This window comes from Streptomyces sp. NPDC058307 (genome assembly GCF_042880295.1).
In the GTDB taxonomy this organism is placed as follows: domain Bacteria; phylum Actinomycetota; class Actinomycetes; order Streptomycetales; family Streptomycetaceae; genus Streptomyces.
Window position 1 is genome coordinate 1 of record NZ_JBHVYZ010000049.1, and the last position, 23,440, is coordinate 23,440.

Genomic DNA, 23,440 nt, shown 5'->3' on the forward strand with positions numbered 1-23,440 from the left:
ACCTCCACGGTCACATGATCATCCGCGGGTGGTGCGTTGATCACTTGAGGGTGCCTTGGTTTACGAGACGGTGGACAGCGGGACCCGCAGAGTCCCCTAGATGTGTTCAAAACCCGTCTCACAACCACTTGAGACAGGTTGAAGTTTTGAGACGACTTATGAGGCAGTCGAGGCATGACGACGGACACCACCACCAGTCACCTCATCGGCTACGCCCGAGTCTCGACCGACGACCAGGAGGCACAACTTCAGAGGGATGCGCTCACCGAAGCCGGATGCTCTCGGATCTTCGAGGACAAGGCATCAGGCAAGAACATCGACCGCCCTGAACTGACAGCCGTACTCGACTACCTGAGGGCAGGAGACACCCTCGCCGTCTGAAAGCTCGACAGGCTCGGCAGGTCCCTCATCGACCTTGTGGGCATCGTTGACGGCCTGAGGGGCCGCGGCGTCGGCTTCAAGGTGCTGACAGGGGCTCTCAGTGCCGTGGACACCACCTCTGCGGATGGTCGGCTGTTCTTCCAGATCATCGCCGCCATGGCGGAGTTCGAGCGCTCCCTCATCAAGGACAGGACCAAGGCCGGGCTGGAAGCAGCCAAGGCACAAGGGCGTACCGGAGGACGGCCCACAGTCATCACCGATGATCTGCTCACCGTGGCCAAGGCCAGGAAGGCGAAGGGCGAGAGTGTCAGCGCCATCGCCAAGGCCCTGGAAGTCTCCAGGGCCACCCTGTACCGACACCTGTCCGATTGAGGCCCTGGCCCGCCGTCAGAACCCCTGCCGAGCCCGTCCGTAGCGGCGGCGCCTGATCAGGGCATCCAGTGACAAGTAAGGTGCCCCGCCCAGCACCAACGCTACCCACAAAAACATGTACGGGAGATCGTTGCCGTAGTAGTACGGGTCGGAGGCCCAGCTCACGGTCAGCCACAGGCTGAGCGAGATCAGCGCACCGCCGAGTGCGGCCAGGCGGGCGAGGATGCCGAGCAGGGTGCCGATACCGACGGCGAGTTCACCGAAGGCGATGGCGTAGCCGAAGCCGACGGGGTTCTTCAGGGACAGGTCGACCAGCGCGGGGATGGCCGAGGAGTCCCGGACGCTGCGCATCAAGTCGCCGACGGAGCCCGATCCGGAGCCCTTCATGAAGGCACTGTCGGTCAGCTTGTCCAGACCGGCGTAGATGAACGTGACACCGAGGAAGATCCGCAACGGCAGCAGGGCGTACTGGCCGATACTGTCCCGCCGGGACCGTTCCTCGTCGTAGTAGGGGGCGTGCGTGTCCGTACGGAAACTGTGAGTCATCGCTTCGAGCCGCCTCTCACCAGCGTGCCGAGACCCCTCACCAGACCATACGTACGAAGGGGTGGCGCTACTCAATGCGTTGGGGGTTTTTCCGCACCCTCGCCGACACGAACTCCCTCAATCCGTCACATCGATCGCATACCGATTCGTCTCCACGCCCGCCGCCGTCACCACCTGCACCTCGACCCGCCCCGGCTCCACATCAGCCGGCACCGGCACGGTCAGCACGTCGTCCGCGGGGTTGCTGAATCCCCCGGCCACCGGCACCAACGGCACATGCACGTTCACCGGGCCGATCCGCACCACCATCCGGGACAGCCGGTCCGCCCGCTGTGCCCCCGGTGGCACAAATCCCGCACCCCGGATCTCGATGTCGTCCCCGGTGCGGACTGGCCCGTCCAGGTCACCCGCCTCACGCGAGCGCACCACGGAAAGGATCACCGGTCGGCCGCCCTCCGCGTACTTCCCGGCGACGTACGTCGCCGCGGACACCAGCACCACCACCGCCAGCCCCCACGGCAGATCCGGCAACTGGTCCGGCCGCCGGGCCAGCCGTACCGCCGCGAACAGGAGGGCGACCCCGCTGATCACGACGTACTGGATGTCGGCGAAGGCACCCCGCCCGGAGTCGTCCGTCAGCAGGTCGGCGGCGCGCGGCCGGTCCGCCCGCACCTTCTGCAGCCGCTGCCCGAGCACCCGCAGCCCGACCACCCGACGCACCAGCACGGCGATCCCGCACACCACGGCGAGCACGGTGACGACCCCGGCGCCCCGGGCCAGTTCGAGCCCGGAGATCAGCGTGTCCCGCTCACGGGCGTCGGAGGCCGCGGCCAGCCGGCCCACCAGCACGAGCACCGCGTAGGCGACGAACAGCACCCACGCCACCGCGACGGCCCGCGAGGTGGACAGCCGGTTGTCCTCACCGACGACCGGCGCGAGCACCCCGCCCCGGGCCCGGTGGAACCAGGACGCCGCCGTCAGCGAACCCGCGACCACCAGCGCCGCCACCAGCCCGGCCGTACGCGCCGCGGTCCATCCCGCCCCGATGGCCGTCAGCGCCTGGACGAGGAGCAGCACCACCACAGCGGCCCACACCGCGTACGCGGTACGACGCCACAGCCGCGCGAGCCAGACGGCACCCTCCGCCCGCCCGCGCTCGGCCACGGCCTCCGCGGACTGGGTCAGTTCCTCCGAGACCCACTGCCGGGAGGCCGACGCGGAGTGCGCCACGGCCGCCGGCAGGCCCTGCCCGGCGGCGAACTCGTCCCGCATCAGGAGGAATTCCGCCACCGCCCGCCGATGCCCGGCCCGCGCCCCGTGCGGACAGTCCCCACAGGCGCAGCCGCCCTCGTGCGCACCCGCGGGCACGCCCCCGGCCGCGCCCTGTCTCGCTTCCTGCACCGCCACGACCGACGCCTGCCTTCCCACAACGCTTGGCCCTCTGGCCCCACACCCCACGAAGAACCCCGGACAACTCCCCCGTGATGACAGCGAATTGTGCCCTACAGCACACCGCTCCCGCTTGGCAGGTCTGGTCAGCGCGGGTGAAGCGGGGCCCGCCGTGTTGACCCGGCTGCGAGAATTTCCCCATGGCCGAGATCATCCAGCGTGACGGGACCTGGGTCTTCGACGGCACAACGGTCAGGATCAAACCGGGACTCCACCGTTCCGTGCCGCTGTTCCGGCAGACGTACGGCGAGGTCGCCGTGCCCCTGGAGGCCATCGCGGGCGTGGCCTTCGAGCCGGAACGCAAGCGCGGCCGGCTGCGGATGCGGCTGCGCGAGGGCGCGGATCCGCTGCTGCACGCGACCGGCGGCCGCCTGCCGGACCCGGCCGATCCGTACCGGCTGACCGTGGACGTCGACCGGGCCGGGGTCGCCGAGTACGTGGCCGAGGAGATCCGCCGCGCCCTCCTCCTCGACGAGGTCCCCAACGAGCCGACGAAGGCGTATCTGCTGTCCGGACCGCCGGTCCCGGTCTCGGTGCGCTCCTCCGACGGCACGGTGTCCTTCGACGGCACCCAGATCCGTATCGACTGGGCCGACACCTCCGACCGGGTGAAGCGGGCGACCGGCCCGCGGATCATCGACGTGGGTGACGTCGTCCAGGTCGAGTGGCTGCCCAACTCCGGTTTCGAGGACGGCTTCATGCGGTTCGTGACCCGCGGGACGTCCTTCTCGAAACTGCCGCCCGACAAGGACCCGTACGCCCTCGACCTGTGGGGCAGCACCCGCCGCGACCTGCTCACGGCGCTCGTCGCGACGGCGGTCACGGCCCGGCTGCCGCACCCGTCCACCCGCGGGGACCTCGCCTACGGCGACGCGGGCGCCCCCCGCCCCCGGCTCACCGCGGCCCCCGCTCCCCCGGCCGACCATCACGACGTGCTGCTGCGCAGGCTGCGGGAGTTGGGTGAGCTGCACCGCGACGGGGTGCTCACGGACGAGGAGTTCGCGATGACGAAGGCCGCGGTGCTGCGCGGCTTCTAGCTCATGCGGGGTTGCCGGCTCATGCGAGGTTGCCCGCTCCTGCGGGGCCGCTAGCTCAGCAGGTCCGGCTCGCTGCGGCTGATGTCCTGCCACATCGGCTGGTAGTTGATCCACGCCACCAGATCGCCGCCCAGTTGCTGCCAGGTCGCCACCGCCGCCCGGTGGTCGATGAGCACGGGCCGTCCGGCCGCGCGGGCCAGCAGCTGCACCTGGCTGGACCGTTCCATCGACAGGAACCACCAGGCGGCCGCGTCCACCGAGTCCCCGACGGTCAGCAGGCCGTGGTTGCGCAGCACCAGCGCCTTGCGGGACCCGAGCGCGGTGGCGATCCGGCGGCCCTCTTCGGCGTCGACGGCGACCCCGGTGTAGGCCTCGTACAGGGCGTGGTCCTCGTAGAAGGCGCAGCTCTCCTGGGTGAGCGGGTCGAGGAGCTCGCCGAGGGCGGACAGGGCCCGCCCGTGCACGGAGTGGCAGTGGGCGACGGCGACGACGTCGGGGCGGGCGGCGTGCACCTGGGAGTGCACGGTGAAGGCCGCCTGGTTGACGTGGTAGCGGCCGTCGAGCACCTGCCCCTCGGAGTTGGCGAGCACGAGGTCGCTCACGGTGACGTGCTTGAACGGCATGCCGAAGGGGTTGACCCAGAAGCAGTCGGTGAACTCCGGGTCGCGTGCGGTGATGTGCCCGGACACCCCGTCCTCGAAGCCGAGCCGGCCGAAGATCCGCAGCGCGCCGGCGAGCCGCTCCTTGCGGTACCGGCGTTCCTCCTCGACGGAGTCGTGCATCGGCGGCATCGCGAACTGCAGCTTCTCGGTGGGCACCGGCATCGGCGGAGTGGGCCCGAGGGGCGTCCCGTGCATGTGCTCCTCCAGCATGGATTGCTTTACGGGGCGGAAGTTACCGTCGGTCAGCGCAAGAGAACAGGGGTGATTCGTAAAGATGGCGTACCTGGCGGATACCAGACAGAAGATGTCGGGTATCGAAGGAACACTGTCCGGTATGAACTGGGCTGCCTTCTCCGCCGCGGAACCCGACCTCGCCAGGACCGTCGAGGACCGGTTCGGCGCCTTCACCCACCACGTCCTCGCCACCCTCCGCAAGGACGGCTCTCCACGCACGACGGGCCTTGAGGTCCGCTTCCTCGAGGGCGAACTCTGGCTCGGCATGATGCCGGACTCGCTCAAGGCGCGGGACCTGCACCGCGATCCCCGCTTCTGTCTCCAGGCGAACCCCGGCGAGGGCCAGAGCATGGGCGGCGGGGACGTCCGGATCAGCGGTCGGGCGAGAGAGGTCACCGATCCCGAGGCCAAGGCCGCCTACGGCGAAGAGGTGAAACCGCCGGAGCCGTTCCACCTCTTCCGCACCGAACTGACGGAGGTCGTGCGGACCTACGTCGAGGACGAGAAGTACCTGGTCCTCCAGGTCTGGAAGCCCGGTCGGCCCCTGCGCACGATCAAGCGGACCTGACCTTCACCAGAGGGAGCCCTACTCCCACTCGATCGTCCCCGGCGGCTTCGACGTCACGTCGAGCACCACGCGGTTGACGTCGGCCACCTCGTTGGTGATCCGCGTCGAGATCTTCGCGAGGACGTCGTACGGCAGCCTCGACCAGTCGGCCGTCATGGCGTCCTCGCTGGACACCGGGCGAAGGACGATCGGGTGGCCGTAGGTGCGGCCGTCGCCCTGGACGCCGACGGAGCGGACGTCGGCGAGCAGGACCACCGGGCACTGCCAGATGTCGCGGTCGAGGCCGGCCGCGGTGAGCTCCTCGCGGGCGATGGCGTCGGCGTCGCGGAGGAGGTCGAGGCGCTCCTTCGTCACCTCGCCGACGATCCGGATGCCGAGGCCGGGGCCCGGGAACGGCTGCCGCTGGACGATCTCGTCCGGGAGCCCGAGCTCCTGGCCGACCATCCGCACCTCGTCCTTGAACAGCTTGCGCAGCGGTTCGATGAGCTGGAACTCGAGGTCCTCGGGGAGGCCGCCCACGTTGTGGTGGGACTTGATGTTGGCGGTGCCGGTGCCGCCGCCGGACTCGACCACGTCCGGGTAGAGCGTGCCCTGGACCAGGAAGGCCACCTCGGGGCCCTCGTCCGCGATGATCTCCGCCTGGGCCTGCTCGAAGACCCGGATGAACTCCCGGCCGATGATCTTCCGCTTCTCCTCGGGGTCGGAGACCCCCTTGAGCGCGGTCAGGAAACGGTCCTCCGCGTCGACGACGACCAGCTTCACGCCGGTCGCGGCCACGAAGTCCTTCTCGACCTGCTCGGTCTCGCCCTTGCGCATCAGACCGTGGTCGACGTACACGCAGGTCAGCTGGTCGCCGATGGCGCGCGCGACGAGGGCCGCCGCCACCGCGGAGTCCACGCCGCCGGACAGGCCGCAGATCGCGCGCTTGTCGCCGACCTGCTCGCGGATCAGGGCGACCTGCTCCTCGATGACATTGCCGGTGGTCCAGTCCGGCTTCAGGCCCGCACCCCGGTACAGGAAGTGCTCCAGGACCTGCTGGCCGTGCGTGGAGTGCATGACCTCGGGGTGGTACTGGACGCCGTAGAGCTTCTTCTCGTCGTTCTCGAAGGCGGCGACCGGGACGACGTCCGTGGACGCGGTCACGGTGAAGCCCTCGGGGGCGGCGGAGCAGGCGTCGCCGTGGGACATCCACACCGACTGCTCGTCCGGGGTGCCCTCGAAGAGGGTGGAACCCGACTTGGAGACGTGCAGCGGCGTACGGCCGTACTCGCGGGCGCCCGTGTTGTCGACGGTGCCGCCGAGCGTGGTGGCCATCAGCTGGAAGCCGTAGCACATGCCGAAGACCGGGACGCCGGACTCGAACAGCTCGCGGTCCAGGCGCGGGGCGCCTTCCGCGTACACGGACGAGGGGCCGCCGGAGAGGATGATCGCCGCCGGGTTCTTGGCGAGCATCTCCGCGACCGGCATGGTGCTCGGCACGATCTCGCTGTAGACCCGGGCCTCGCGGACACGACGGGCGATGAGCTGGGCGTACTGCGCACCGAAGTCGACGACCAGGACGGTGTCGGGGGCGGCGGCGGGGTTCGCTGATGACACGGGTTGCCTTCCGGCGGTGAGCGAGGTGTGTGTGGTACCGAGTCTACCGGGAGTCATGGAGCCGGTTCGGGGCCGAGCTGCGTCTCAGGATGCGAACCGGGTTGGACCCGCCCGGAGGGCCCGGCATACTGCTGCCATGCTCACGCAGACGACCTTCGTGTTTACCTATGGCACCCGGCCCGCCGGCTGCCATGGTCGTGCTGCTTGAGCAACTGACAAGCGACTTCCCAGGCGCCCCGGGCCGACAAGGTCCGGGGCGCCTGGTGTTTTCCGGACCTTGCCGCTCCGGGGCACCCACCCCACCCAGGAGCCCCACGTGACCACCACCCCGGAAGCGACCATCGCGGACGCCCGTGAGCGCATCGACGCGCTCGACGACCGGATCATCGGTCTGATCCAGGAACGGATGGCCGTCTCGTCCGTCGTCCAGCAGACCCGTATCGCCTCCGGCGGCCGACGGGTCCACCTGGCCCGCGAGATGGAGATCCTCGGCCGCTACCGCGACGCCCTCGGCAGGCCCGGCACCTCCCTCGCCATGACGCTGCTCGAACTGTGCCGCGGTCGCATCTGAGTTCGGGCCGCGCCTCACCCGTACGGCGCGTGACCGCGGCGCGCACCGCTTCGTTGTGGTGGTGTCCGTGCCAGCCAGGGGCGGGCCCGACAGAACCACGCGTGGCTCGCTGGAGCGATGAGGCGTACGGATCACGCCGTGCGCCGTGGGACCTCGCTCCAGGAAGTGACCGGACGGCAGGGGACAGCAGCCCGGTCACCCAAGAGAACGGTCGGCTCCGGGGACGCCCGGGGCCGGCCGGCGGGACAAGTACCGGCACAAGGCTGGGTCAAACGGTTGCGGAGGCCGCGTCCATCCAGCACGATGCCTAGAAAGCCCCCAAGTCCCGCCGTAGACAACCACATCCGCATTGGGTTGCCGTACTGCCAGAGGTCCAGACCAACCGCGCGCCCTCTGCGCGCCGGGGCGCCGACCCAGGGCAACGAGACACCACGGCAACCGAGGCAAGCGGCGCAACCCCCCGGCGCCGCTCCCAGGCACCGGCGCAGCCCTGACGTCGGTGCTGACGAAAGAAGGGCCCCGCGGATCCGTCCCGCGGGGCCCTTCGCCTGCCTGGACCCGAGTGCTCGGGTCCTCGGACACGTGGACTCAGACCCGGGACGCCGTCCCGCAGTCCTTGACCCGGCCGATGTCCTCGCTGCGGTCGTACGGGTCCCTGGTCTCCCCCGGAGGCGTCGGTTCCGTGGAGCCGGACGAGGGGAACTCCGGGTGCAGGAAGCCGTCGTACACGTCGCAGGACGTGTTGCCGGCGCTCTCGTCGTAGCGCAGGACGGTGAGCCTGCCCGGGGTGACCTGGTACTTGGCCGGGTCGGGAAGCTCGACCTCGAGGACGCGGCGGACGATGGTGCGGGTGACCTCGGTGGTGCCGTCGGTGCGGACGACCGGATAGACGAAGGTGTAGTCGGCGTGCACGGCCACGGAGGCGTGCTCGCCCGCCTTGAACGTGATCCGGCCCCGGAGCTTGACCACGTCACCGGCCGGCCGGACCTCGGCGGGGTCGAAGCGGCTGAACATCGACAGCGGGTCGTGGTCCTTGTCCGGCTTGCGCAGGCCGGTCTTCAGCCGGTCGAGGACCTCGTCCTGCTTCGGGTCGAGCAGGGCGAGGGCCGCGGTGGGCCGTTCGCCGCGCAGGGTGGCCGGGTCGAGGTTGGACTCGACCAGGAGCTTTTTGGTCAGCTCCAGAACCTGGCCGACCTTCGCCGCCGACTGGCCGCCCACGGCCTTCGCCTTCGGTACGACGATCCCCGCCTCGCCGTCGGCCCACTGCTTGGCCGGGGAGCCGGCGAAGGGGTCGTCGAGGGTGGGGGTCTCGGGGTCCACGGCGCCCGGGGCCGTGGTCGGGGCCGCCGTCTCCACGGGCAGCGGGGAGGACGCGGCCTCGGAGGTCCCGCCGCCGAAGGGGTCGCCCGGCACCAGCGACGGCTTCACCGCCACGACGGCCACGACGACCGCGACGGCGACACCGAGGACGCCCCACAGACCCCGTCGGCTCTTCTTCTGCTGCCAGGCCGGCCCGGTGCGCCAGCCCTCCGGCAGTTCACCGCGCGCTTCCTGTCGCCGCAGCCGCTCCGTCACCTCACGGGCCCGCGCGGAGGGTTCCTTCGGGGCGGAGGCTCGGATGTCCCGCTCGGTATCACGGACGAATTGTTCCCAGACGTCGTCAGGGATCTTGGGGTCTTCAGACACGTCGGTCAGTTCTAAGGCCTGTGAAAGCGCGTTCACAAGACCAACGTGTATGTGACTCAGCCCACATAAGGTTTCTGTGAACGCTCGCACAACCATTCACAGGTGTCGTGAATCAAACCTCACGAATCACGGGCCCCACCCGCGCCCCACACGCGGAGGCCTCTCCTTGACGCGTGCCGCGGACAATGCGGCGCACCTGACTTCCGAGGTCTTCATGAAGCTTCGTCGTGCACTGGCCGCCGCGGCCGCGACCGCCGCGATAGCGCCGCTGGCCCTGTTCGCCGCGCCGAGCGCGTTCGCTGACGAGTCTCCCACGCCGACCGCGGCCGAGAGCACGCCCGCCGGCGAGACCACCCCGGCGGCCCCCGAAAGCACCCCGGCGGCCCCGGAGTCGACCCCCGCCGCCCCCGAGACCACGCCGGCCACGGGTGCGAGCTCGCCCGCCGCCGGCCAGTCCAGCCCGGCCCCCTCCGGCAGCTCCTCGGTGAGCCCGTCCGGCTCCGCGAGTGCCAGCGCCAGCCCCTCCCCGAGCGAGAGCGGCAAGCCCGTCGACGAGTGCGATGTCGACGAGGAAGACGGCCCGGTCTTCAACGACAGCGACGCGCTGCACAGTTCGCTGACCGGTCTGCCCGAGAGCATCGTGGCGGGCAGCGGCTGGACGAACTTCAAGTTCAACGTCAGCAACTCCGGCGACGACACCATCAAGGACATTCAGCCCATCGTCGGTGTCGGGGCGGTCGACTGGAACTTCGAGAAGGAGTACAGCGACCTGGTCACCGTGCAGGTGAAGCAGGGCGGCGCCTGGACCGACGTGACCACGGACTTCGGCGAGGGCGGCGCGTTCAACGCCTTCTCCCTCGACGGCGGCGACTCCGTCAGCTACCAGCTGCGGGTGAAGGTCGACCGCAAGGTCCCGAGCGCCATCGGCATCGCCATCGGTCTCGCCCAGTACTCGGACGACAAGGGCTGCTGGATCTCCTCGGACGAGAACGCCGGCATCTACTACTTCGAGGTCCTGCCGGCCGGTACCGACGCTGGCAAGCCGAACGACGCCAAGCCGCAGACCGGCGGCAAGAACGTCATCTCCGACGTCAACGCCGTCGACGCCGACGGCCAGCTCGCCGAGACCGGTTCGAGCTCGGCCCTGCCGGTCCTCGGCCTCGTCGGCGGCTTCGCCGTCGTCGCCGGTACCGGTGTGGTCTTCGCGGTGAAGCGGCGCAAGGGTGCGGCCGGCGCCCACGCCTGAGTCGTAGCGCGGCAGTAGGCGCGGCTTGGCGCAGAAAAGGAGAAGGACCCGCACTCGGAGGGGGGTGCGGGTCCTTCTCTTCTGTCTTTTCCGGCTCTTCTGTCGTTTCCGGCTCTTCTGTCTTTCCGGCGCTACGACTTCTTCGGCACCGCCGGCATCCCCAGGAACGGCAGCTTCAGCGCGCCGAAGGCCTCCGCCGGGACCGCCGGCGACTTGGGCTCGACGGCGTCGAGACGGACGTAGGCCTCGCCCTGCGCCGGACGCGGGTCCTGCTCACCCTTGTTGGGCCAGTACGACATCGCCCGCTCGGCCTGCGCGGTGATGGTCAGCGAGGGATTCACCCCGAGGTTGGCGGAGACCGCGGCGCCGTCCACGACCGAGATCCCGGGGTGGCCGTAGAGCCGGTGGTACGGGTCGATGACGCCGGTCTCGCGGGAGGAGCCGATGGGGCAGCCGCCCAGGAAGTGGGCGGTGAGCGGGGCGCCCATCAGCTCGCCGACGTTGGAGCCGGCGAAGCCGTTGATGTCGGCGGCGATCGCGGAGGCGGCCTCGGAAGCGGCCCTGATCTGCTTCGGGTTGGGGGCGCCGTGGCCCTGGCGGGCGGTGAGCAGGCCCTTGCCGACGCCGTCCGGTTTCAGGTACGTCGTCAGGGAGTTGTCCAGTGACTGCATGACCAGGCCGATGATGGTCTTCTCCGACCAGCGGCGGTTGGAGAGGGAGCGCAGGACCAGCAGGGGGTGGCGGGCCGCGTTCGCCAGCCAGGCCATGGCCCTCGACGAGCCCTCGGCGTAGGGCACTTGCAGGATCGAGAGGCTGCCCATCGAGTTGGAGCCCCTGCCGTAGCGGACCGGCTCGATGTGGGTGTTCTCGTCCGGGTGGATGGACGAGGTGATGGCGACGCCCCGGGTGAAGTCGGCCTTCGGCGCACCGGTCGCCCTGCGGTAGCGGCGGTTGTCGGTCTGGGCGCCGACCAGGGCCTCGGAGTTGGTACGGGTGAGCTCCCCCAACCGGGTCGAGAGGTACGGCAGTTGACCGCCCGCCTTCATGCGGTGCAGGAGGGTCTGGGTGCCGTAGGTGCCGGCGGCGATGACGACCTTGCGGGCCTTGAAGGTGCGGCCCTCCGCCTTGCGGCGGTCGTCCGTGGGGAGGGTCGCGATCGCGTAGCCGCCCTGGGAGTCGTCGGTGACGGACACGACGGTGGTGAGCGGGTGGACGACCGCGCCCGCCTTCTCGGCGAGGTAGAGGTAGTTCTCGTTCAGGGTGTTCTTGGCGCCGTGCCGACAGCCGGTCATGCACTCGCCGCACTCCAGGCAGGCCTTGCGGGAGGGGCCCGCACCGCCGAAGTAGGGGTCGTTCACCTGCTCGCCAGGCTTGGCCTTGGCCGCTCCGTCCGCGTCCTCGCCGTCGCCGAAGAAGACACCGACCGGGGCCATGTGGAAGGTGTCGCCGACGCCCATCCGCTCGGCGGCCGCCTTGAGGTGGACGTCGGAGGGGGTCATCGTCGGGTTGAGCCGTACGCCCAGCATGCGGCGGGCCTGGTCGTAGTACGGCGCCAACTCCTCCTGCCAGTCGGTGATGTCACGCCACTGCGGGTCCTCGAAGAAGGGCTTCGGGGGGACGTAGAGGGTGTTGGCGTAGTTGAGGGAGCCGCCGCCGACGCCCGCCCCCGCGAGGACCATGACGTTGCCCAGGAGGTGGATGCGCTGGATGCCGAACATGCCGAGCTTCGGCGCCCAGAGGTAGTTCTTCAGGTCCCAGGAGTTCCTGGGGAGCGTCTCGCGGGTGAAGCGGCGGCCGGCTTCCAGGACACCTACGCGGTAGCCCTTCTCGGTGAGGCGAAGGGCGGTGACGCTGCCGCCGAAGCCTGATCCGACGACGATGACGTCGTAGTCGTAGGTGTCCTGTGGCACGTGCTCTCCTCGTTGAGAACGTCTTTGAGAACGTCTTTGAGAACGGGTGTTCCTACTTGAAGCGGAGGGCCTTCATCACCTTCAGGCTCCGGCTCATGAACTGCGCGTACTTCTCGTCGTCCATCCCCAGCGAGGGCGCCATCGGCAGCAGCCGCTGCTGGGCGACCGTCTGGGCCTCGGTGTACTTGAGGATGCCCTCGGAGCCGTGCCGGCGGCCGAGCCCGGAGTCCTTCATGCCGCCCATCGGGGACTGGACGCTGCCGTAGGCGGAGGCGTATCCCTCGTTGACGTTGACGGTGCCGGCCCGCACCCGGGAGGCGATCTCGCGGCCGCGCCTGCCGTCCTTCGTCCACACCGACGAGTTCAGGCCGTACGGCGTGGAGTTGGCGAGCTCGACCGCCTCGTCCTCGGTCGTGAAGCGGTAGATCGAGACGACCGGGCCGAAGGTCTCCTCGGTGCAGACCGCCATGGGCTCGGTGACGCCGTCGAGGATGGTCGGCTCGAAGAAGTACGGGCCGACGTCCGGGCGGGCGACGCCGCCGGCGACGACCTTCGCGCCCTTGGACACGGCCTCCTCGACATGCCGGGTGACGGTCTCCAGCTGCCGCTCCCCGACCAGGGAACCCATGTCGGCGCCGTAGGCGAGGGACCTACCGAGGCGCATGGCCCGGGTGCGGGCGGCGAAGCGCTCCAGGAAGGCGTCCGCGATCGACTCGTGGACGTACAACCGCTCGATGGAGATGCAGAGTTGGCCGGCCGAGGAGAAGCAGGCGCGGACGGCACCCGCGGCGGCCTTGTCGATGTCGGCGTCCTCCAGGACCAGCATGGCGTTCTTGCCGCCGAGTTCGAGGGAGACGCCGACCAGACGTGCGGCGGCGCCCTGGGCGACCTCGCGGCCGGTGCGGGTGGAGCCGGTGAAGGAGACGTAGTCGGCGTGCCGGACGACCTCGGGACCGACGACCGGGCCCTCGCCGAGGACGACCTGGAAGACCTCGGCGGGCAGCCCGGCCTCGACGAGCAGGTCGCGGGCCCACAGGGCGGTCAGGCAGGTCTCGGTGTCCGGCTTCATCACGACGGCGTTGCCCGCGACGAAGGCGGGGAGCGCGTCACCCACCGACAGCTCCAACGGGTAGTTCCAGGGGGCGATCTGGCCGACGACGCCACGCGGATGGCGCAGCTCGGTGACCTTGGTGAGGGTGGGCACGGCCCCGGTGTGCCGCTTCGGCCGCAGATAGGCGGGCGCTTTGCGGCCGTAGTGCCGGGCGGCCACGGCGACCGCCTGCACCTCCTCGTGGGCGTGCAGCCGGGCCTTGCCGGTCTCCAGCTGGATGAGGTCGAGTACCTCGGCCTGGCGTTCGAGGATCAGGTCGTGGAAGCGGAGCAGGACGGCCGCACGCTGCCGTACGGGAGTCTGCTCCCACACCGCCTGCGCCCGGCGGGCCGCGTCGAAGGCCTTCTCCACGTCCTCGGGGGTGGACTCGGGCAGGTCGGCGAGCTTCTCGCCGGTGAACGGCGTGTGGTTGGCGGTGCGGCCGGACCCGGTCACCCCCTTGGTGAGCTGGGCGACCAGCTCCGGGGTGACCACGTCGGCCGCGGTGCGGGCGCCCTGCGGGGCGGGGGCGAGGGGGTTCGTGCCGGTCTTGGCCGTGGCCTGCGCGTCCGTCATGAGCCGCAGGGTATTCGGGCGCGGGGGCTTTGGGTACCCGTCGGTAACGGGCGTTCACGACGTACACACACCCTGCCAGTGATGACTGGCGGTGAATGTGCTGATCAGGGGGTTGGCGACGGGGACGATCAGCCGCGTTCGGGTTTTTTCTGGAGCAGGAGGCCGAGGGCGGACAGCGCGGTGAGGCGGCGCGGTTCCTCGGCCGCAGGGGCGGAGTGCGGGAGGTCGGCCGGGGGCGGCGCGGGGGCGGCTGCGGGGGCTGCCGGGACCGGAGACGAAGGGGGCGTCTGTGCGGCCGGAGGTGAAGCGGCCGTCCGTTCGGTCTGAGGCGACGCGGCCGTCCGTACGGTCCGAAGCGAGGCCGGCGCCCCGGCGGCCCACCTCGGCAGACTCGTCCCGGCGACCTCGGCCAGCGCCCTGGCAGCCTCCTCCGCTGTCGGCCGGGCCTCCGGCTCGGGGGCGAGGAGCCGCTCCACCAGCGAACCCAGGGGGCCGGAAGCGAGGGGACCGGTCCCCACGGCCGAGCGCAGCAGCGCACCCAGCGACCACAGGTCGGAGGCAGGCCCCGCGACCCGCCCCGAGCCGCACTCCGGGGCGACGAAACCGACGGCAGCCTCCTGTGCGTCGCCCCGTCCGGAGGCGCCGATACCGAAGTCGGTCACGACGACACGTTCGCCGCCGGCTTCGAGGAGGACGTTGGACGGCTTCAGGTCGCGGTGGACGATGCCGACGCGGTGGGCGGCGTGCAGCGCGCCGAGGACGGCGAGCCCGATCCGCGCGGCCTCGGCGTCACCCAGCACCCCCCGCCCGGCGAGGGCGGCCTCCAGCGACTCGCCCTCCACCAACTCCATGACGACCCAGGGCAGTTCGTCGTCGAGGAGTACGTCATGAATGGCGACGGCCGCCGGATGGTCGACCTGTGCAGCGGCCCGCGCCTCGTGCGGCAGCCGGCGCATGGCCCGCCGCCGCTCCTCGTCCTCGGGATTCCCGGTCACCCGGGGCTCCTTGACGGCGACGAACCGATCGTCCTGCTCGTCGCGAGCCCGCCACACCGTGCCACTCGGCCCCGACCCGACCCGCTCGACGAGCCGGTACCGTCCACCGATCAGACGTCCGCCGGGCGGGTGTTCGCCGTCTTCACTCATGGCACATGAGTACCGTGCGCGTCATGCCCTTGTCTAAGCGGCGGGCTCGGACACCCCGACGTACAGAGCGGCGGCGGGCGTTCGCGGTCAGGAGTCGGTGCCGCCGGCCGCCAGGAACGCCAGTTGAGCAGCAGGCGTCAGGAGATGACCTTGACTGCTCCCGCTGACAACGCAATTGCCACGCGGCCGCACCGCCCTCAGAGCTCGTCCACCCCCAGATTGGCGATCGCCGTCCGCGCCACCTCCCGCCCCCTCGCCGTGAAGTCCCCCTTGCCCGGATAGCTGACGGTGAGCTCGTACATGTCGCCGGCGGCTGTGCGGTAGTAGAAGATCTGGAGTTCACGCGGGCGGGGGTGCTGGCTGTCCGTGGTGGTGTACGTGACGGTGGTCCGCGCGGCCTTCCGGCCCTGGTAGGTCCGGTCCTCCGGCCGGGTCTTCGGGGCGTCCGGCATGCCGAGGTCGTAGTCGCCGCTCTCCTTGAACCGGCTGTCGTCGTCGTACATCTCGGCCGCCGCGGAACCCGCGATGTCGTGCGCGGTGTCCTCGGCCTTCCGCTGCAGGCTCAGGCCGATCCAGATGCCGCCGCCGTAGTCGGTGTAGGTGATCCAGTGGGTCTTGTCCGTCTTCCGGTCGGGCGTGGCGGGCTGGTAGTCCGCGGGCACCGCCAGCGTCGCGGCGACGTCCTTGGTGTGCTTCTTCGTCCAGCCGTCCGGCAGCGGCCCCGCGAACGGGTCCGCGATCACCAGATACGCCGCCACCGCGGCCGCGACGACCGCCGCACCGAGCCCGATCCCGATCCCGAGCCTGAGCCACGCCTTGCGGCCCAGCCGGAGACCGCCGCCCACCGGCACCTCCATGGTCCGCACGATCTGTGTGGGCTCCGGGACGGGCGGGTTGGCGGTGGCCTCCAGGAGCGCCCTGACCTGGGTGGCGTTCGGGCGGTGTGCCGGGTCCTTGTGGAGGAGGCCGTTGATGGCGTCGGCGAGCGGGCCGTGCGCGGCGGCGGGCGGCGCGGGTGTGGCGTTGAGGACGGACTGGAGGGTGGCGGGGGTGTTGCTGCGGCGGAACGGCGAGACGCCCTCCGTCGCCGCGTACAGGACCACGCCGAGGGACCAGAGGTCGGAGGCGGGGCCGGGGCGCCGGCCCAGCACCCGCTCGGGGGCGATGAACTCGGGGGAGCCGACGAAGCCGCCGGTGTCGGTCAGGTTGGTCTCGCCCTCGATCTGGGCGATGCCGAAGTCGGTGAGGACGACCCGGTCGTGGGGGCCGAGCAGGACGTTGTCCGGTTTCACGTCCCTGTGCAGGATGCCGGCCGCGTGCGCTGCCTCCAGCGCGCCGAGCACCTCCAGGCCGATTCTCGCTGCTTCCCGCGCCCCGAGGGTGCCCTCCTGCAACGCGTCGCCCAGCGAACGGCCCCGCACCACCTCCATCACGATCCACGGCCGGCCGTCCACGACCGCCACGTCATGCACGTTCACGACGGACGGGTGGTCGAGCCGGGCGGCGGCCCGCGCCTCTCGGCGCATTCGCTCGAAGGCGTTTCCCTGTTCGCGTTCGGGAAGATGATCCGGGACGCGAGGCTCCTTGACGGCCACCTCGCGGTCCACCGTCTCGTCCTTGGCCCGCCACACCGTGCCCATGCCACCGTGTCCGAGCTTGGCGAGCAGCCGGTACCGGCCCGCGATGAGCCGACCGACGCCCGGCTCCAACTGACGGGGCCTGGGAGGTTGCAGAACATAACTCGTCGTCTCGTCGGACTCGTGGCCGACTCCCCCGCTGCTGCTCATGGTTCATCCATATCGCGCCAGACCCGCGGGCATCCAGAGGTGACGCGTTCCGGTCACACACCCGTGACGTATCCCAGCCGTTCCGTGCCGTTCGCTACCGTCTCGTGAACGTGTCGACGGCCACGTCGAAGTGCTCCCTGGCCTCCCGTACCTTCCCGACCGGCGCCGACACCCACACGTCGTACAGCCGCCCGTTCTCCTCCCAGCACAGGTCGTAGGTGTGCCGGGCGCCCTCGGCCGCGCTGAAGCCGTCCCAGGTGAACTCCCAGAGCGCGGCGGGGTGTCCGCGGTGCGTGGTGGAGGTGACCCGGCCGTCGCGGTAACCGGGGTTGGTCTCCGGCCCCTTGGCGGCCGCGCGCCGCATCACGCTCAGCGGGCCGCCGGGTTGGGGATCGGTGACCTTGACACCGAGGCGGAAGGTCTCCCCGGGCGACAGATAGAAGACCCGCTCCCCCTGCGCCTCCCGGCTGAACCCGTCGGGCACGGCGAGCGCGAACCCGGCGGGATCCTCGGCGACGTGATATCCGGAGGGCGCGGAGGACAGGGGCGCGCTCGGGGTCGGGGTCGGGGTCGGGGTCGGTCCGGTGGGCCCGGCAGGCCCGGTGGGCGTGGGCTCCCGCGTCCTGCTGGAGCCGCTCGTGGGTGTCCCCGGCGCCGAGGTGCCGACGGTCGTACGGCCGTCCCGCCCGCCCCGGTCCATCAGCAGCACCGCCGCCGACGCCCCCGCTCCCGCCAGCACGGCGACCAGCAGCGCCGCCGTGAGCACGCCCCGCCTCGACCGCGCCGGCGCCATGCGCCCACCGCTCCCCGGCCGCTCCGGTGCCGGGGACCGCCGTAGCGGAAGATCCCGCTGGGTCGGTGTGTACGGCCGCTCGGGCGACCGGCGCGCAGGTGTGCGGCCCGTCTCCAGGAAGGCCCGCAGCATCCGTTCCGCCTCCACCGCGTCCAGCCGCCGTTCCGGATCCCGCTCCAGCAGGCCCCGTACGACCGGAAGGAGGGGCGCGGCCTGCGCGGGCGGCCGGATCTCGTCGATGACGACGGCGTGCAGGATGCCGCCCAACGAGTCGCGGCGGAAAGGCGATTCGCCGCTGAGGGCCGTGCACAGCAGTGCGCCCAGCGACCACAGGTCGGCCTCCGGACCGGTCCTGACCCCGGACATCCGCTCGGGCGCGGTGTACTCGGGCGAGCCGACGAAGGAGCCGGTCTCGGTGAGGGTGGTGGCGCCCGCGACCTGGGCGATGCCGAAGTCGGTGAGGACGACCCGCCCGGTGCCGGACTCGACGAGGACGTTGGCGGGCTTGATGTCCCGGTGCAGCACCCCGGCCGCGTGTGCCGCGCGCAGCGCGCTCAGCAGGTCGGCGCCGATCCGGGCGGCCTCGGCGGCGTCGACCGGACCCTGCGCGGCGATCCGGTCGGCGAGGGAGCCGCCGTCGATCAACTCCATGACGATGTACGGCCGTTCGTCCTGCTCGACGACGTCGTGGACCACCATGATGTGCGGGTGGCTCAGCCGGGCGACCGCGCCGGCCTCGCGCAGGGTGCGCTCGCGCTGGAGCCGGGCGTCCTCGGCGGAGAGCGACTCGTCGAGCGGGATCTCCTTGACGGCGACCTGCCGGCCCAGCAGTTGGTCGGTCGCCCGCCACACCACGCCCATGCCGCCGCGCCCGATCCTCGCCTCCAGGCGGTAACGGCCCGCGATCACACGGAAGGTGTCCCCCTCGGTCCCCATGCGCCCCATCATGCCGCAGCGGACGGATGCCCTCCGGGGCGGTGACCGGCCAACTCCATCAGCTGTTCGGCTCCTTCCAGCCCTGGAGCACCCTCGTGAACTGCTTGCTGGTGGTCGGCCAGTCCTTCGCGGGCGACGACATGTAGAGCACGTACTCGACGTTGTCCCGGGACATGTACGTCTCCTCCACGGCCCGGCGCGGTCCGGGGAAGGCGATGTCCTTCGCCAGCGCGGTCCAGGTGTACTCCCACCGGGCGCCGGGCCGGTCCCGGTAGGTGTTCTCGACCATGCCGACGCGGTGGTAGTACTTGAGCCCGTCGATCTGCTTCTCCAGGTCGCGCTGGTGCTGGAGGGGATCGTCGAAGTCGGGTGAGGTGTCGATCGCGATCCGCAGGAAGTGCTTGCCGTTGTCCGGGGAGTAGTCGATCTGGGTCAGGCCGTCGGCCGGGGTCCCGAAGACCGAGCGGACCCAGCCCTTGGGCAGGGAGACGCTGAAGCCCACGGGATCGGGGTACCGGACCCAGCCGTCCCGGGCCTCGCCCGTGCCCGTACTCGCCGTGAGGCTGGGCGAGGCGCTCGAGGAGGCCGAGGTCCTGCCCTCGTCCCACTTCTGCAGCGCGACCACGGTCCCCGCGCTGACGACCGCGGCGAGCGCGACCACGAGCGCGACGGAGCGCAGCCTGCGGCGCCTGGTCGGGGCCGCACCGGGGTGGTGCGGCGGGCCGATGACCGTGGGCGCGGGGGCGGGGGCGGGGGCGTACGGGGAACCCGAGTGGTACGTCGGGCCGGAGCCCGAGCCCGAGGAGTACGACGGTCCCGAGGCCGAGGGATACGACGTACCGCCGACCGGTGTGCCTGTCATCGGCGCACCTGTCATCGGTGCGCCCGTTGTCGGTGCACCCGTTGTCGGTGCACCGAAGCCGCTGTGGGACCGGCTGTGGGACTCGCTCTGCGCCCCCGGCTCATGGCGGGAACGCACATGTTGCGTCGGCACATACGCCTGTGCCGCACTCGGCCGCCGTCCCTCCGCCGCCTCGGCGAGCATCTGCTCGGCCTCGGCCGTGTCGGGCCGCACGGCGGGGTCCTTGTGCAGCAGTGCGGCGATGACTGGCCCGAGCGGGCCGGCGTTCAGCGGCTCGGCGGGTTCCTCGTCGACCACGGCCTGCATGGTGGTCAGCGGGGTCGTACGGCGGAACGGCGAGCGTCCCTCCACCGCCGTGTACAGCGTGGCGCCAAGGGCCCACAGGTCGGCCGACGGGCCGGGGTCGGCGCCGCGGACCCGCTCGGGGGCGAGGTAGTCGACCGAGCCGACGACCTCTCCGGTGCGGGTGATGGTGGTGTCGCCCTCGATCTGGGCGATCCCGAAGTCGGTGAGCAGGACACGGCCGTCCCGCGCGAGAAGGACGTTGCCGGGTTTCACATCCCTGTGCAGGACCCCGGCGGAGTGCGCGGCGCGCAGGGCCCGCAGCACCCACAGCCCGATCCGGGCCGCCTCCCGGGCCTCGATGCGGACGTCCTCCTTGACGGCGTCGGCCAGCGAGCGGCCCTCGACCAGCTCCATCACGATCCAGGGCCGGCCGTCGTGGTCGAGCACGTCGTGCACGGTGACGACGGCCGAGTGGTTGATCCGGGCGGCCGCGCGCGCCTCGGCGCGGGTACGGGCGAGCAGCACGGCCTGGTCGCTCTCGGAAACATAGAGCGCGGCGGTCAACTCCTTGATCGCCACGGCCCGGTGCAGCACCTCATCGTGGGCACGCCAGACCCGGCCCATACCGCCCTTGCCTATCGGGTCGGCGAGCCGGTAGCGCCCCGCGAGGAGCAGGCCCTGCATCTGATTCACGTTTCCCCGCAATGCTCTTGACGCAGTCAGACTAAGGACCGGCCCGCGCCGAGGGGAACCAGGGGGGCGTCAAGGAGACCTCACTGTGACGGTTGTCGCTTCCGCGAAGTACGAGTGAACCCGCGGCACCGGTACGGCGTCCGTCAGCGCCGCTCAGCGGGTGCTTCCCGTCGGTGCCTTCCGCCCGTCAGCCCGTCAGCGCGTCAGCCGTCAGCCCGTCAACCGGTCACCTGGTACGTGGCCGACGCCTGCTCGTACAGCCGGGTCACCTCGTCCCGCTCCGCCTCCGGACCGCGTACCTGCACCACGTGGTACTTCCCGCCGATCAGGATCGCGACATTGCGCACATACAGCTCGCGCCCGTCGTCGCCGGTCCAGGTGAACTGCCCCTCGGCCATGCTCCTGGTGCCGACCTGGATCGACTTCAGCCCGGTGGCGGTGGCCCAGCTGGAGTCGCGGTACGGCTGGAGTTCGGGCTCCTTCTCGCGCTGGTAGACCATGGGATCACTGCCGTTCGCGGCCGCGGTGTCCCGCCCCGGTACGACGATCAGCTCGAAGTTGCCCTGCGAGTAGACCACCTGGCCGCGGCCGTTCCTCGGGGTGCGGTCCCAGCCGGCGGCCACCGCGACCTTGAAGCCCTCGGCGTCCGTGCGCAGGGTGAAGCCGTCGGCGACCTCGGGCCCGGCGGTCTGGGTCTCGGCGGCACCGCTGGACCGCGACGGCGCGGGGCTGGTCGGCTCGGGCGTGGTCGGCTCGGGCCGGGGCTCACCGCCGGCCCCCGGGGACTGCGCCGGACCGGCCTGACTAATGGAACCCGTCTCCTGCGCGGCGCCCTTGTCGTCGGGGTCCGCCTTCGGCATGAAGTACATGGCGTACGCGATCGCCGCGGCCATCACCAGCAGGATGAGCAGCAGCAGAGTGCGGCCGAGGCGGCGCGGTGAGGCGGTGGCCTCCTCCCGGGCCCGCTTGTGCCGTCCGTGCCTCGCGGGCAGCCCGGCGCGCCGCCGGCGCACCAACTCGCCCCGGCGCCGCACGATCGGCAGCCGGTTCGCGTCCACGGGCGGCGCGGCGATGACATGGGCGCCGGCCTCCGGTTCGGGCGCGGACCGCACCAACGACCGCAGCCAGCCCCGCAGTTCCTCGAAGTCCAGCCGCTCGGTCGGGTCCTGCCGCAGCAGCGACTCCACGACCGGCCTCAGCGGCCCGCACTCCTCCGCGAAGGCGGGCGGCTCGGCGCACACCAACTGCACCAGCTCGGCCGTCGACTCCTCGGGATAGGGCGCGTGCCCCTGGACGGCCCGGAACAGCAACGCCCCGAGGGCCCACAGATCCGTCGCGGGCCCGATGGGCGCGGCGAGCTGCCAGTTCTCGTGCACCGGGCCGGCCTGCTCCGGCGCCCAACGCTCGGTGACGGGCCCCACCACGGCCATCCGTGCCTGCCGTGCCCGCTCGGCGGCGAGCGCGGTGGCGGGGCCTCGGCGGGCCGGACCACGACGGGCGGGCGCATCGCTCGGCGGCAGGCCCTCCCAGCCGGTGGGCCCGGGCGCCGGCACCGCATCGCGCGGCACCGCCCCGTGCCAGGGGGTGGGGCGCGCTCCATAGGAATCGGCTGTCCGCCCCGCCGCCCCGGCACCGGGCACCTGCTCGAAGCCGTCCACGGCCGGATACGGCGGCTGCGCAAGCCCGTTGGCCGAGGGATACGGCGGCTGCGGAAGCTGCGGCATGCCATTGCTCTGTACGGCGGGGTCGGCGTCCCGCGCGCGTACGGCGGGGTCGGCCTCCGGTGCCGGGCGGGCTCCGGGCAGGGCGGTCCTGCCGCTCTGGGCCTCCTGGACCCGAGCCGCGGCCCGTGCGCCCGCGCGATACGCGGCAATCGCCCCGGCCCGTGCCGCCCGGATGTCCGTACCGCTGTCGGGCTCCCTGCGGACGAGCTCGGCCGACGCCCCGGCCCCGTTCGCCGCCTCCACCCCGGCGCTGGGCAGCCCACGGGCCTCCCGCGCCTCGATCGCGGCCCGCCGGGCGGCCTCGGGATCGCCTTCACCGAAGGTGACCGCACTCCCCGGGCCCGGTCCGGTGCTGTGGGCGCCCGGCCCGAAGGCCGCACCGGCGCCGCTCTTTCCGAGAGCCGTACGAGCGCCACCCGTCCCGCCGGGCACTCCGGCAGCACCAGTCCTGCCCGCCGCGCCGAGCCCACCGGCCGGGCCCGTCGCCTGCCCGGGAACCGCGTGTTTACCGGATCCTCCGGGTTCCCCACGGCCCTCGGCCCCAGCGCCCGGACCGTCATCGGCCCCAGGCCCGAACTCCCCGTCCCCCGCGCCCCATTCGCCCGCCTCGACCGGCACCGGGTCATAGCCGCACAGTGCCTCCTCGGCCGCGCCGACCGCGAGGCCGGTCAGCATGACGCGGCCGTCGTCGCAGACCAGCACCGTGCGAGCGGTGATGTTGCGGTGCACCCAGCCGTGCGCGTGCAGCACCCGCAGCGCCATGAGCACGTCGGAGGCGACCTCGGCCGCCCGGTACGGCGTCAGCGGCTTCTCGGCGAGCAGCGCCGCCAGCGACCGCGCGGGCACCAACTCGCTGACGATCCACAGCGAACCGCCCTCGGCGAACACGTCGAAGACCTGGTCGAGCCGTGGATGGTCGGGGATCCGGGCGGCGGCCTGCGCGGCCTCGACGGCCCGCCGCACGGCAGGTTCGGCGGGCCGACGTGCGCCGCGCGACCCCGCGGTCCGCCGCGCATCGCGGGGTTCCCGGGCCGTGAACCCGTCGGGCAGCCCCTCCGCGTCGAGCACCTCCGCCTCGACGACCTCGGGCAACGGGATCTGCCGGACCTGGACTTCCTGCCCGCTGTAGGTGTCGAAGGCGCGCGTCTCGGTGTCGTACTCGTCGGACGGAGGCAGCGGCAGGCGGTAGCGGTCGGCGAGCACCCGACCCGCATAGTCGTCCACGTTGCCTCCCCCGGCCGCCCGGTTGGTCAATTCCGTTCGCCTCGCGACCCGTTCCGCACCCGAACCT

The 23,440-nt window shown here is 71.6% G+C and carries 16 protein-coding genes and 1 pseudogene; 5 read left to right on the top strand and 12 right to left on the bottom strand.

Annotated features, from left to right (window positions below):
• Positions 1–174: 174 nt before the first annotated feature.
• Positions 175–753 (top strand): annotated as a pseudogene (locus ACFVYN_RS29380) (recombinase family protein).
• 15 nt (positions 754–768) lie between these two features.
• Here the strand turns inward: ACFVYN_RS29380 and ACFVYN_RS29385 are convergent.
• Together ACFVYN_RS29385 and ACFVYN_RS29390 are read right to left on the bottom strand one after the other, a co-directional pair.
• On the bottom strand, positions 769–1,299 hold the full coding sequence (locus tag ACFVYN_RS29385) for a DoxX family protein (RefSeq protein WP_390003722.1): 531 nt from the start codon (positions 1,297–1,299) through the stop codon (positions 769–771).
• A gap of 117 nt (positions 1,300–1,416) precedes the next feature.
• The gene (locus tag ACFVYN_RS29390; protein WP_390003724.1) at positions 1,417–2,706 is read right to left on the bottom strand and encodes a hypothetical protein; all 1,290 of its coding nucleotides are present in this window, start codon (positions 2,704–2,706) and stop codon (positions 1,417–1,419) included.
• Between the two features lie 182 nt (positions 2,707–2,888).
• Here ACFVYN_RS29390 and ACFVYN_RS29395 point away from each other — a divergent pair, with 182 nt between their 5' ends.
• On the top strand, positions 2,889–3,785 hold the full coding sequence (locus tag ACFVYN_RS29395; RefSeq protein WP_390003725.1) for a DUF4429 domain-containing protein: 897 nt from the start codon (positions 2,889–2,891) through the stop codon (positions 3,783–3,785).
• Positions 3,786–3,835: 50 nt separating this feature from the next.
• On the opposite strand, the gene ACFVYN_RS29400 is transcribed toward ACFVYN_RS29395, so the two are convergent.
• Positions 3,836–4,642 carry a class II aldolase/adducin family protein gene (locus tag ACFVYN_RS29400; RefSeq protein ID WP_390003728.1) on the bottom strand — a complete coding sequence of 269 codons (807 nt, stop codon included), beginning with the start codon at positions 4,640–4,642 and terminating at the stop codon, positions 3,836–3,838.
• Positions 4,643–4,781: 139 nt separating this feature from the next.
• Here ACFVYN_RS29400 and ACFVYN_RS29405 point away from each other — a divergent pair, with 139 nt between their 5' ends.
• The gene (locus ACFVYN_RS29405; RefSeq protein WP_390003730.1) at positions 4,782–5,249 is read left to right on the top strand and encodes a pyridoxamine 5'-phosphate oxidase family protein; all 468 of its coding nucleotides are present in this window, start codon (positions 4,782–4,784) and stop codon (positions 5,247–5,249) included.
• 18 nt (positions 5,250–5,267) lie between these two features.
• Here the strand turns inward: ACFVYN_RS29405 and guaA are convergent, their stop codons facing one another.
• Positions 5,268–6,845, bottom strand: coding sequence for a glutamine-hydrolyzing GMP synthase (gene guaA / locus ACFVYN_RS29410; RefSeq protein ID WP_390003732.1), 1,578 nt, complete (start codon positions 6,843–6,845; stop codon positions 5,268–5,270).
• A gap of 316 nt (positions 6,846–7,161) precedes the next feature.
• Between guaA and ACFVYN_RS29415 the strand changes: the two genes are divergently transcribed.
• Positions 7,162–7,416: a chorismate mutase gene (locus tag ACFVYN_RS29415; RefSeq protein ID WP_390003735.1), complete on the top strand. Its 255-nt coding sequence runs from the start codon at positions 7,162–7,164 to the stop codon at positions 7,414–7,416.
• 588 nt (positions 7,417–8,004) lie between these two features.
• On the opposite strand, the gene ACFVYN_RS29420 is transcribed toward ACFVYN_RS29415, so the two are convergent.
• Positions 8,005–9,102 (bottom strand): hypothetical protein, encoded by a 1,098-nt coding sequence (locus ACFVYN_RS29420; protein ID WP_390003736.1) that lies wholly within the window; start codon positions 9,100–9,102, stop codon positions 8,005–8,007.
• A 214-nt stretch (positions 9,103–9,316) separates the two neighbouring features.
• On the opposite strand from ACFVYN_RS29420, the gene ACFVYN_RS29425 reads away from it, so the two are divergent.
• Positions 9,317–10,348 (top strand): LPXTG cell wall anchor domain-containing protein, encoded by a 1,032-nt coding sequence (locus ACFVYN_RS29425; RefSeq protein ID WP_390003738.1) that lies wholly within the window; start codon positions 9,317–9,319, stop codon positions 10,346–10,348.
• Positions 10,349–10,479: 131 nt separating this feature from the next.
• On the opposite strand, the gene ACFVYN_RS29430 is transcribed toward ACFVYN_RS29425, so the two are convergent.
• From ACFVYN_RS29430 to ACFVYN_RS29460, 7 genes are all read right to left on the bottom strand, one after another.
• Positions 10,480–12,258: a GMC oxidoreductase gene (locus tag ACFVYN_RS29430; protein ID WP_390003740.1), complete on the bottom strand. Its 1,779-nt coding sequence runs from the start codon at positions 12,256–12,258 to the stop codon at positions 10,480–10,482.
• 52 nt (positions 12,259–12,310) lie between these two features.
• Complete coding sequence (locus tag ACFVYN_RS29435; RefSeq protein ID WP_390003741.1) at positions 12,311–13,924, bottom strand: succinic semialdehyde dehydrogenase; 1,614 nt, start codon at positions 13,922–13,924, stop codon at positions 12,311–12,313.
• A 128-nt stretch (positions 13,925–14,052) separates the two neighbouring features.
• Positions 14,053–15,069, bottom strand: a complete 1,017-nt coding sequence (locus ACFVYN_RS29440) for a serine/threonine-protein kinase (protein WP_390003743.1) — start codon at positions 15,067–15,069, stop codon at positions 14,053–14,055.
• Between the two features lie 197 nt (positions 15,070–15,266).
• On the bottom strand, positions 15,267–16,856 hold the full coding sequence (locus ACFVYN_RS29445) for a serine/threonine-protein kinase (RefSeq protein ID WP_390003745.1): 1,590 nt from the start codon (positions 16,854–16,856) through the stop codon (positions 15,267–15,269).
• 94 nt (positions 16,857–16,950) lie between these two features.
• Positions 16,951–18,585, bottom strand: a complete 1,635-nt coding sequence (locus tag ACFVYN_RS29450; RefSeq protein WP_390003747.1) for a serine/threonine-protein kinase — start codon at positions 18,583–18,585, stop codon at positions 16,951–16,953.
• Between the two features lie 58 nt (positions 18,586–18,643).
• Entirely contained in the window at positions 18,644–20,416 is a 1,773-nt protein-coding gene (locus tag ACFVYN_RS29455; RefSeq protein WP_390003831.1) for a serine/threonine-protein kinase, read from the bottom strand.
• Between the two features lie 227 nt (positions 20,417–20,643).
• Positions 20,644–23,373 (bottom strand): protein kinase, encoded by a 2,730-nt coding sequence (locus ACFVYN_RS29460; protein WP_390003749.1) that lies wholly within the window; start codon positions 23,371–23,373, stop codon positions 20,644–20,646.
• Positions 23,374–23,440 lie beyond the last annotated feature (67 nt).

Bases quoted from the DNA above. Each gene is read 5' to 3' on its own strand.
- ACFVYN_RS29385 (WP_390003722.1), bottom strand. From the start codon at position 1,299: ATGACTCACAGTTTCCGTACGGACACGCACGCCCCCTACTACGACGAG.
- ACFVYN_RS29395 (WP_390003725.1), top strand. From the start codon at position 2,889: ATGGCCGAGATCATCCAGCGTGACGGGACCTGGGTCTTCGACGGCACA.
- ACFVYN_RS29400 (WP_390003728.1), bottom strand. From the start codon at position 4,642: ATGCACGGGACGCCCCTCGGGCCCACTCCGCCGATGCCGGTGCCCACC.
- ACFVYN_RS29405 (WP_390003730.1), top strand. From the start codon at position 4,782: ATGAACTGGGCTGCCTTCTCCGCCGCGGAACCCGACCTCGCCAGGACC.
- ACFVYN_RS29425 (WP_390003738.1), top strand. From the start codon at position 9,317: ATGAAGCTTCGTCGTGCACTGGCCGCCGCGGCCGCGACCGCCGCGATA.
- ACFVYN_RS29435 (WP_390003741.1), bottom strand. From the start codon at position 13,924: ATGACGGACGCGCAGGCCACGGCCAAGACCGGCACGAACCCCCTCGCC.
- ACFVYN_RS29440 (WP_390003743.1), bottom strand. From the start codon at position 15,069: ATGAGTGAAGACGGCGAACACCCGCCCGGCGGACGTCTGATCGGTGGA.
- ACFVYN_RS29445 (WP_390003745.1), bottom strand. From the start codon at position 16,856: ATGAGCAGCAGCGGGGGAGTCGGCCACGAGTCCGACGAGACGACGAGT.
- ACFVYN_RS29450 (WP_390003747.1), bottom strand. From the start codon at position 18,585: ATGGGGACCGAGGGGGACACCTTCCGTGTGATCGCGGGCCGTTACCGC.
- ACFVYN_RS29455 (WP_390003831.1), bottom strand. From the start codon at position 20,416: ATGCAGGGCCTGCTCCTCGCGGGGCGCTACCGGCTCGCCGACCCGATA.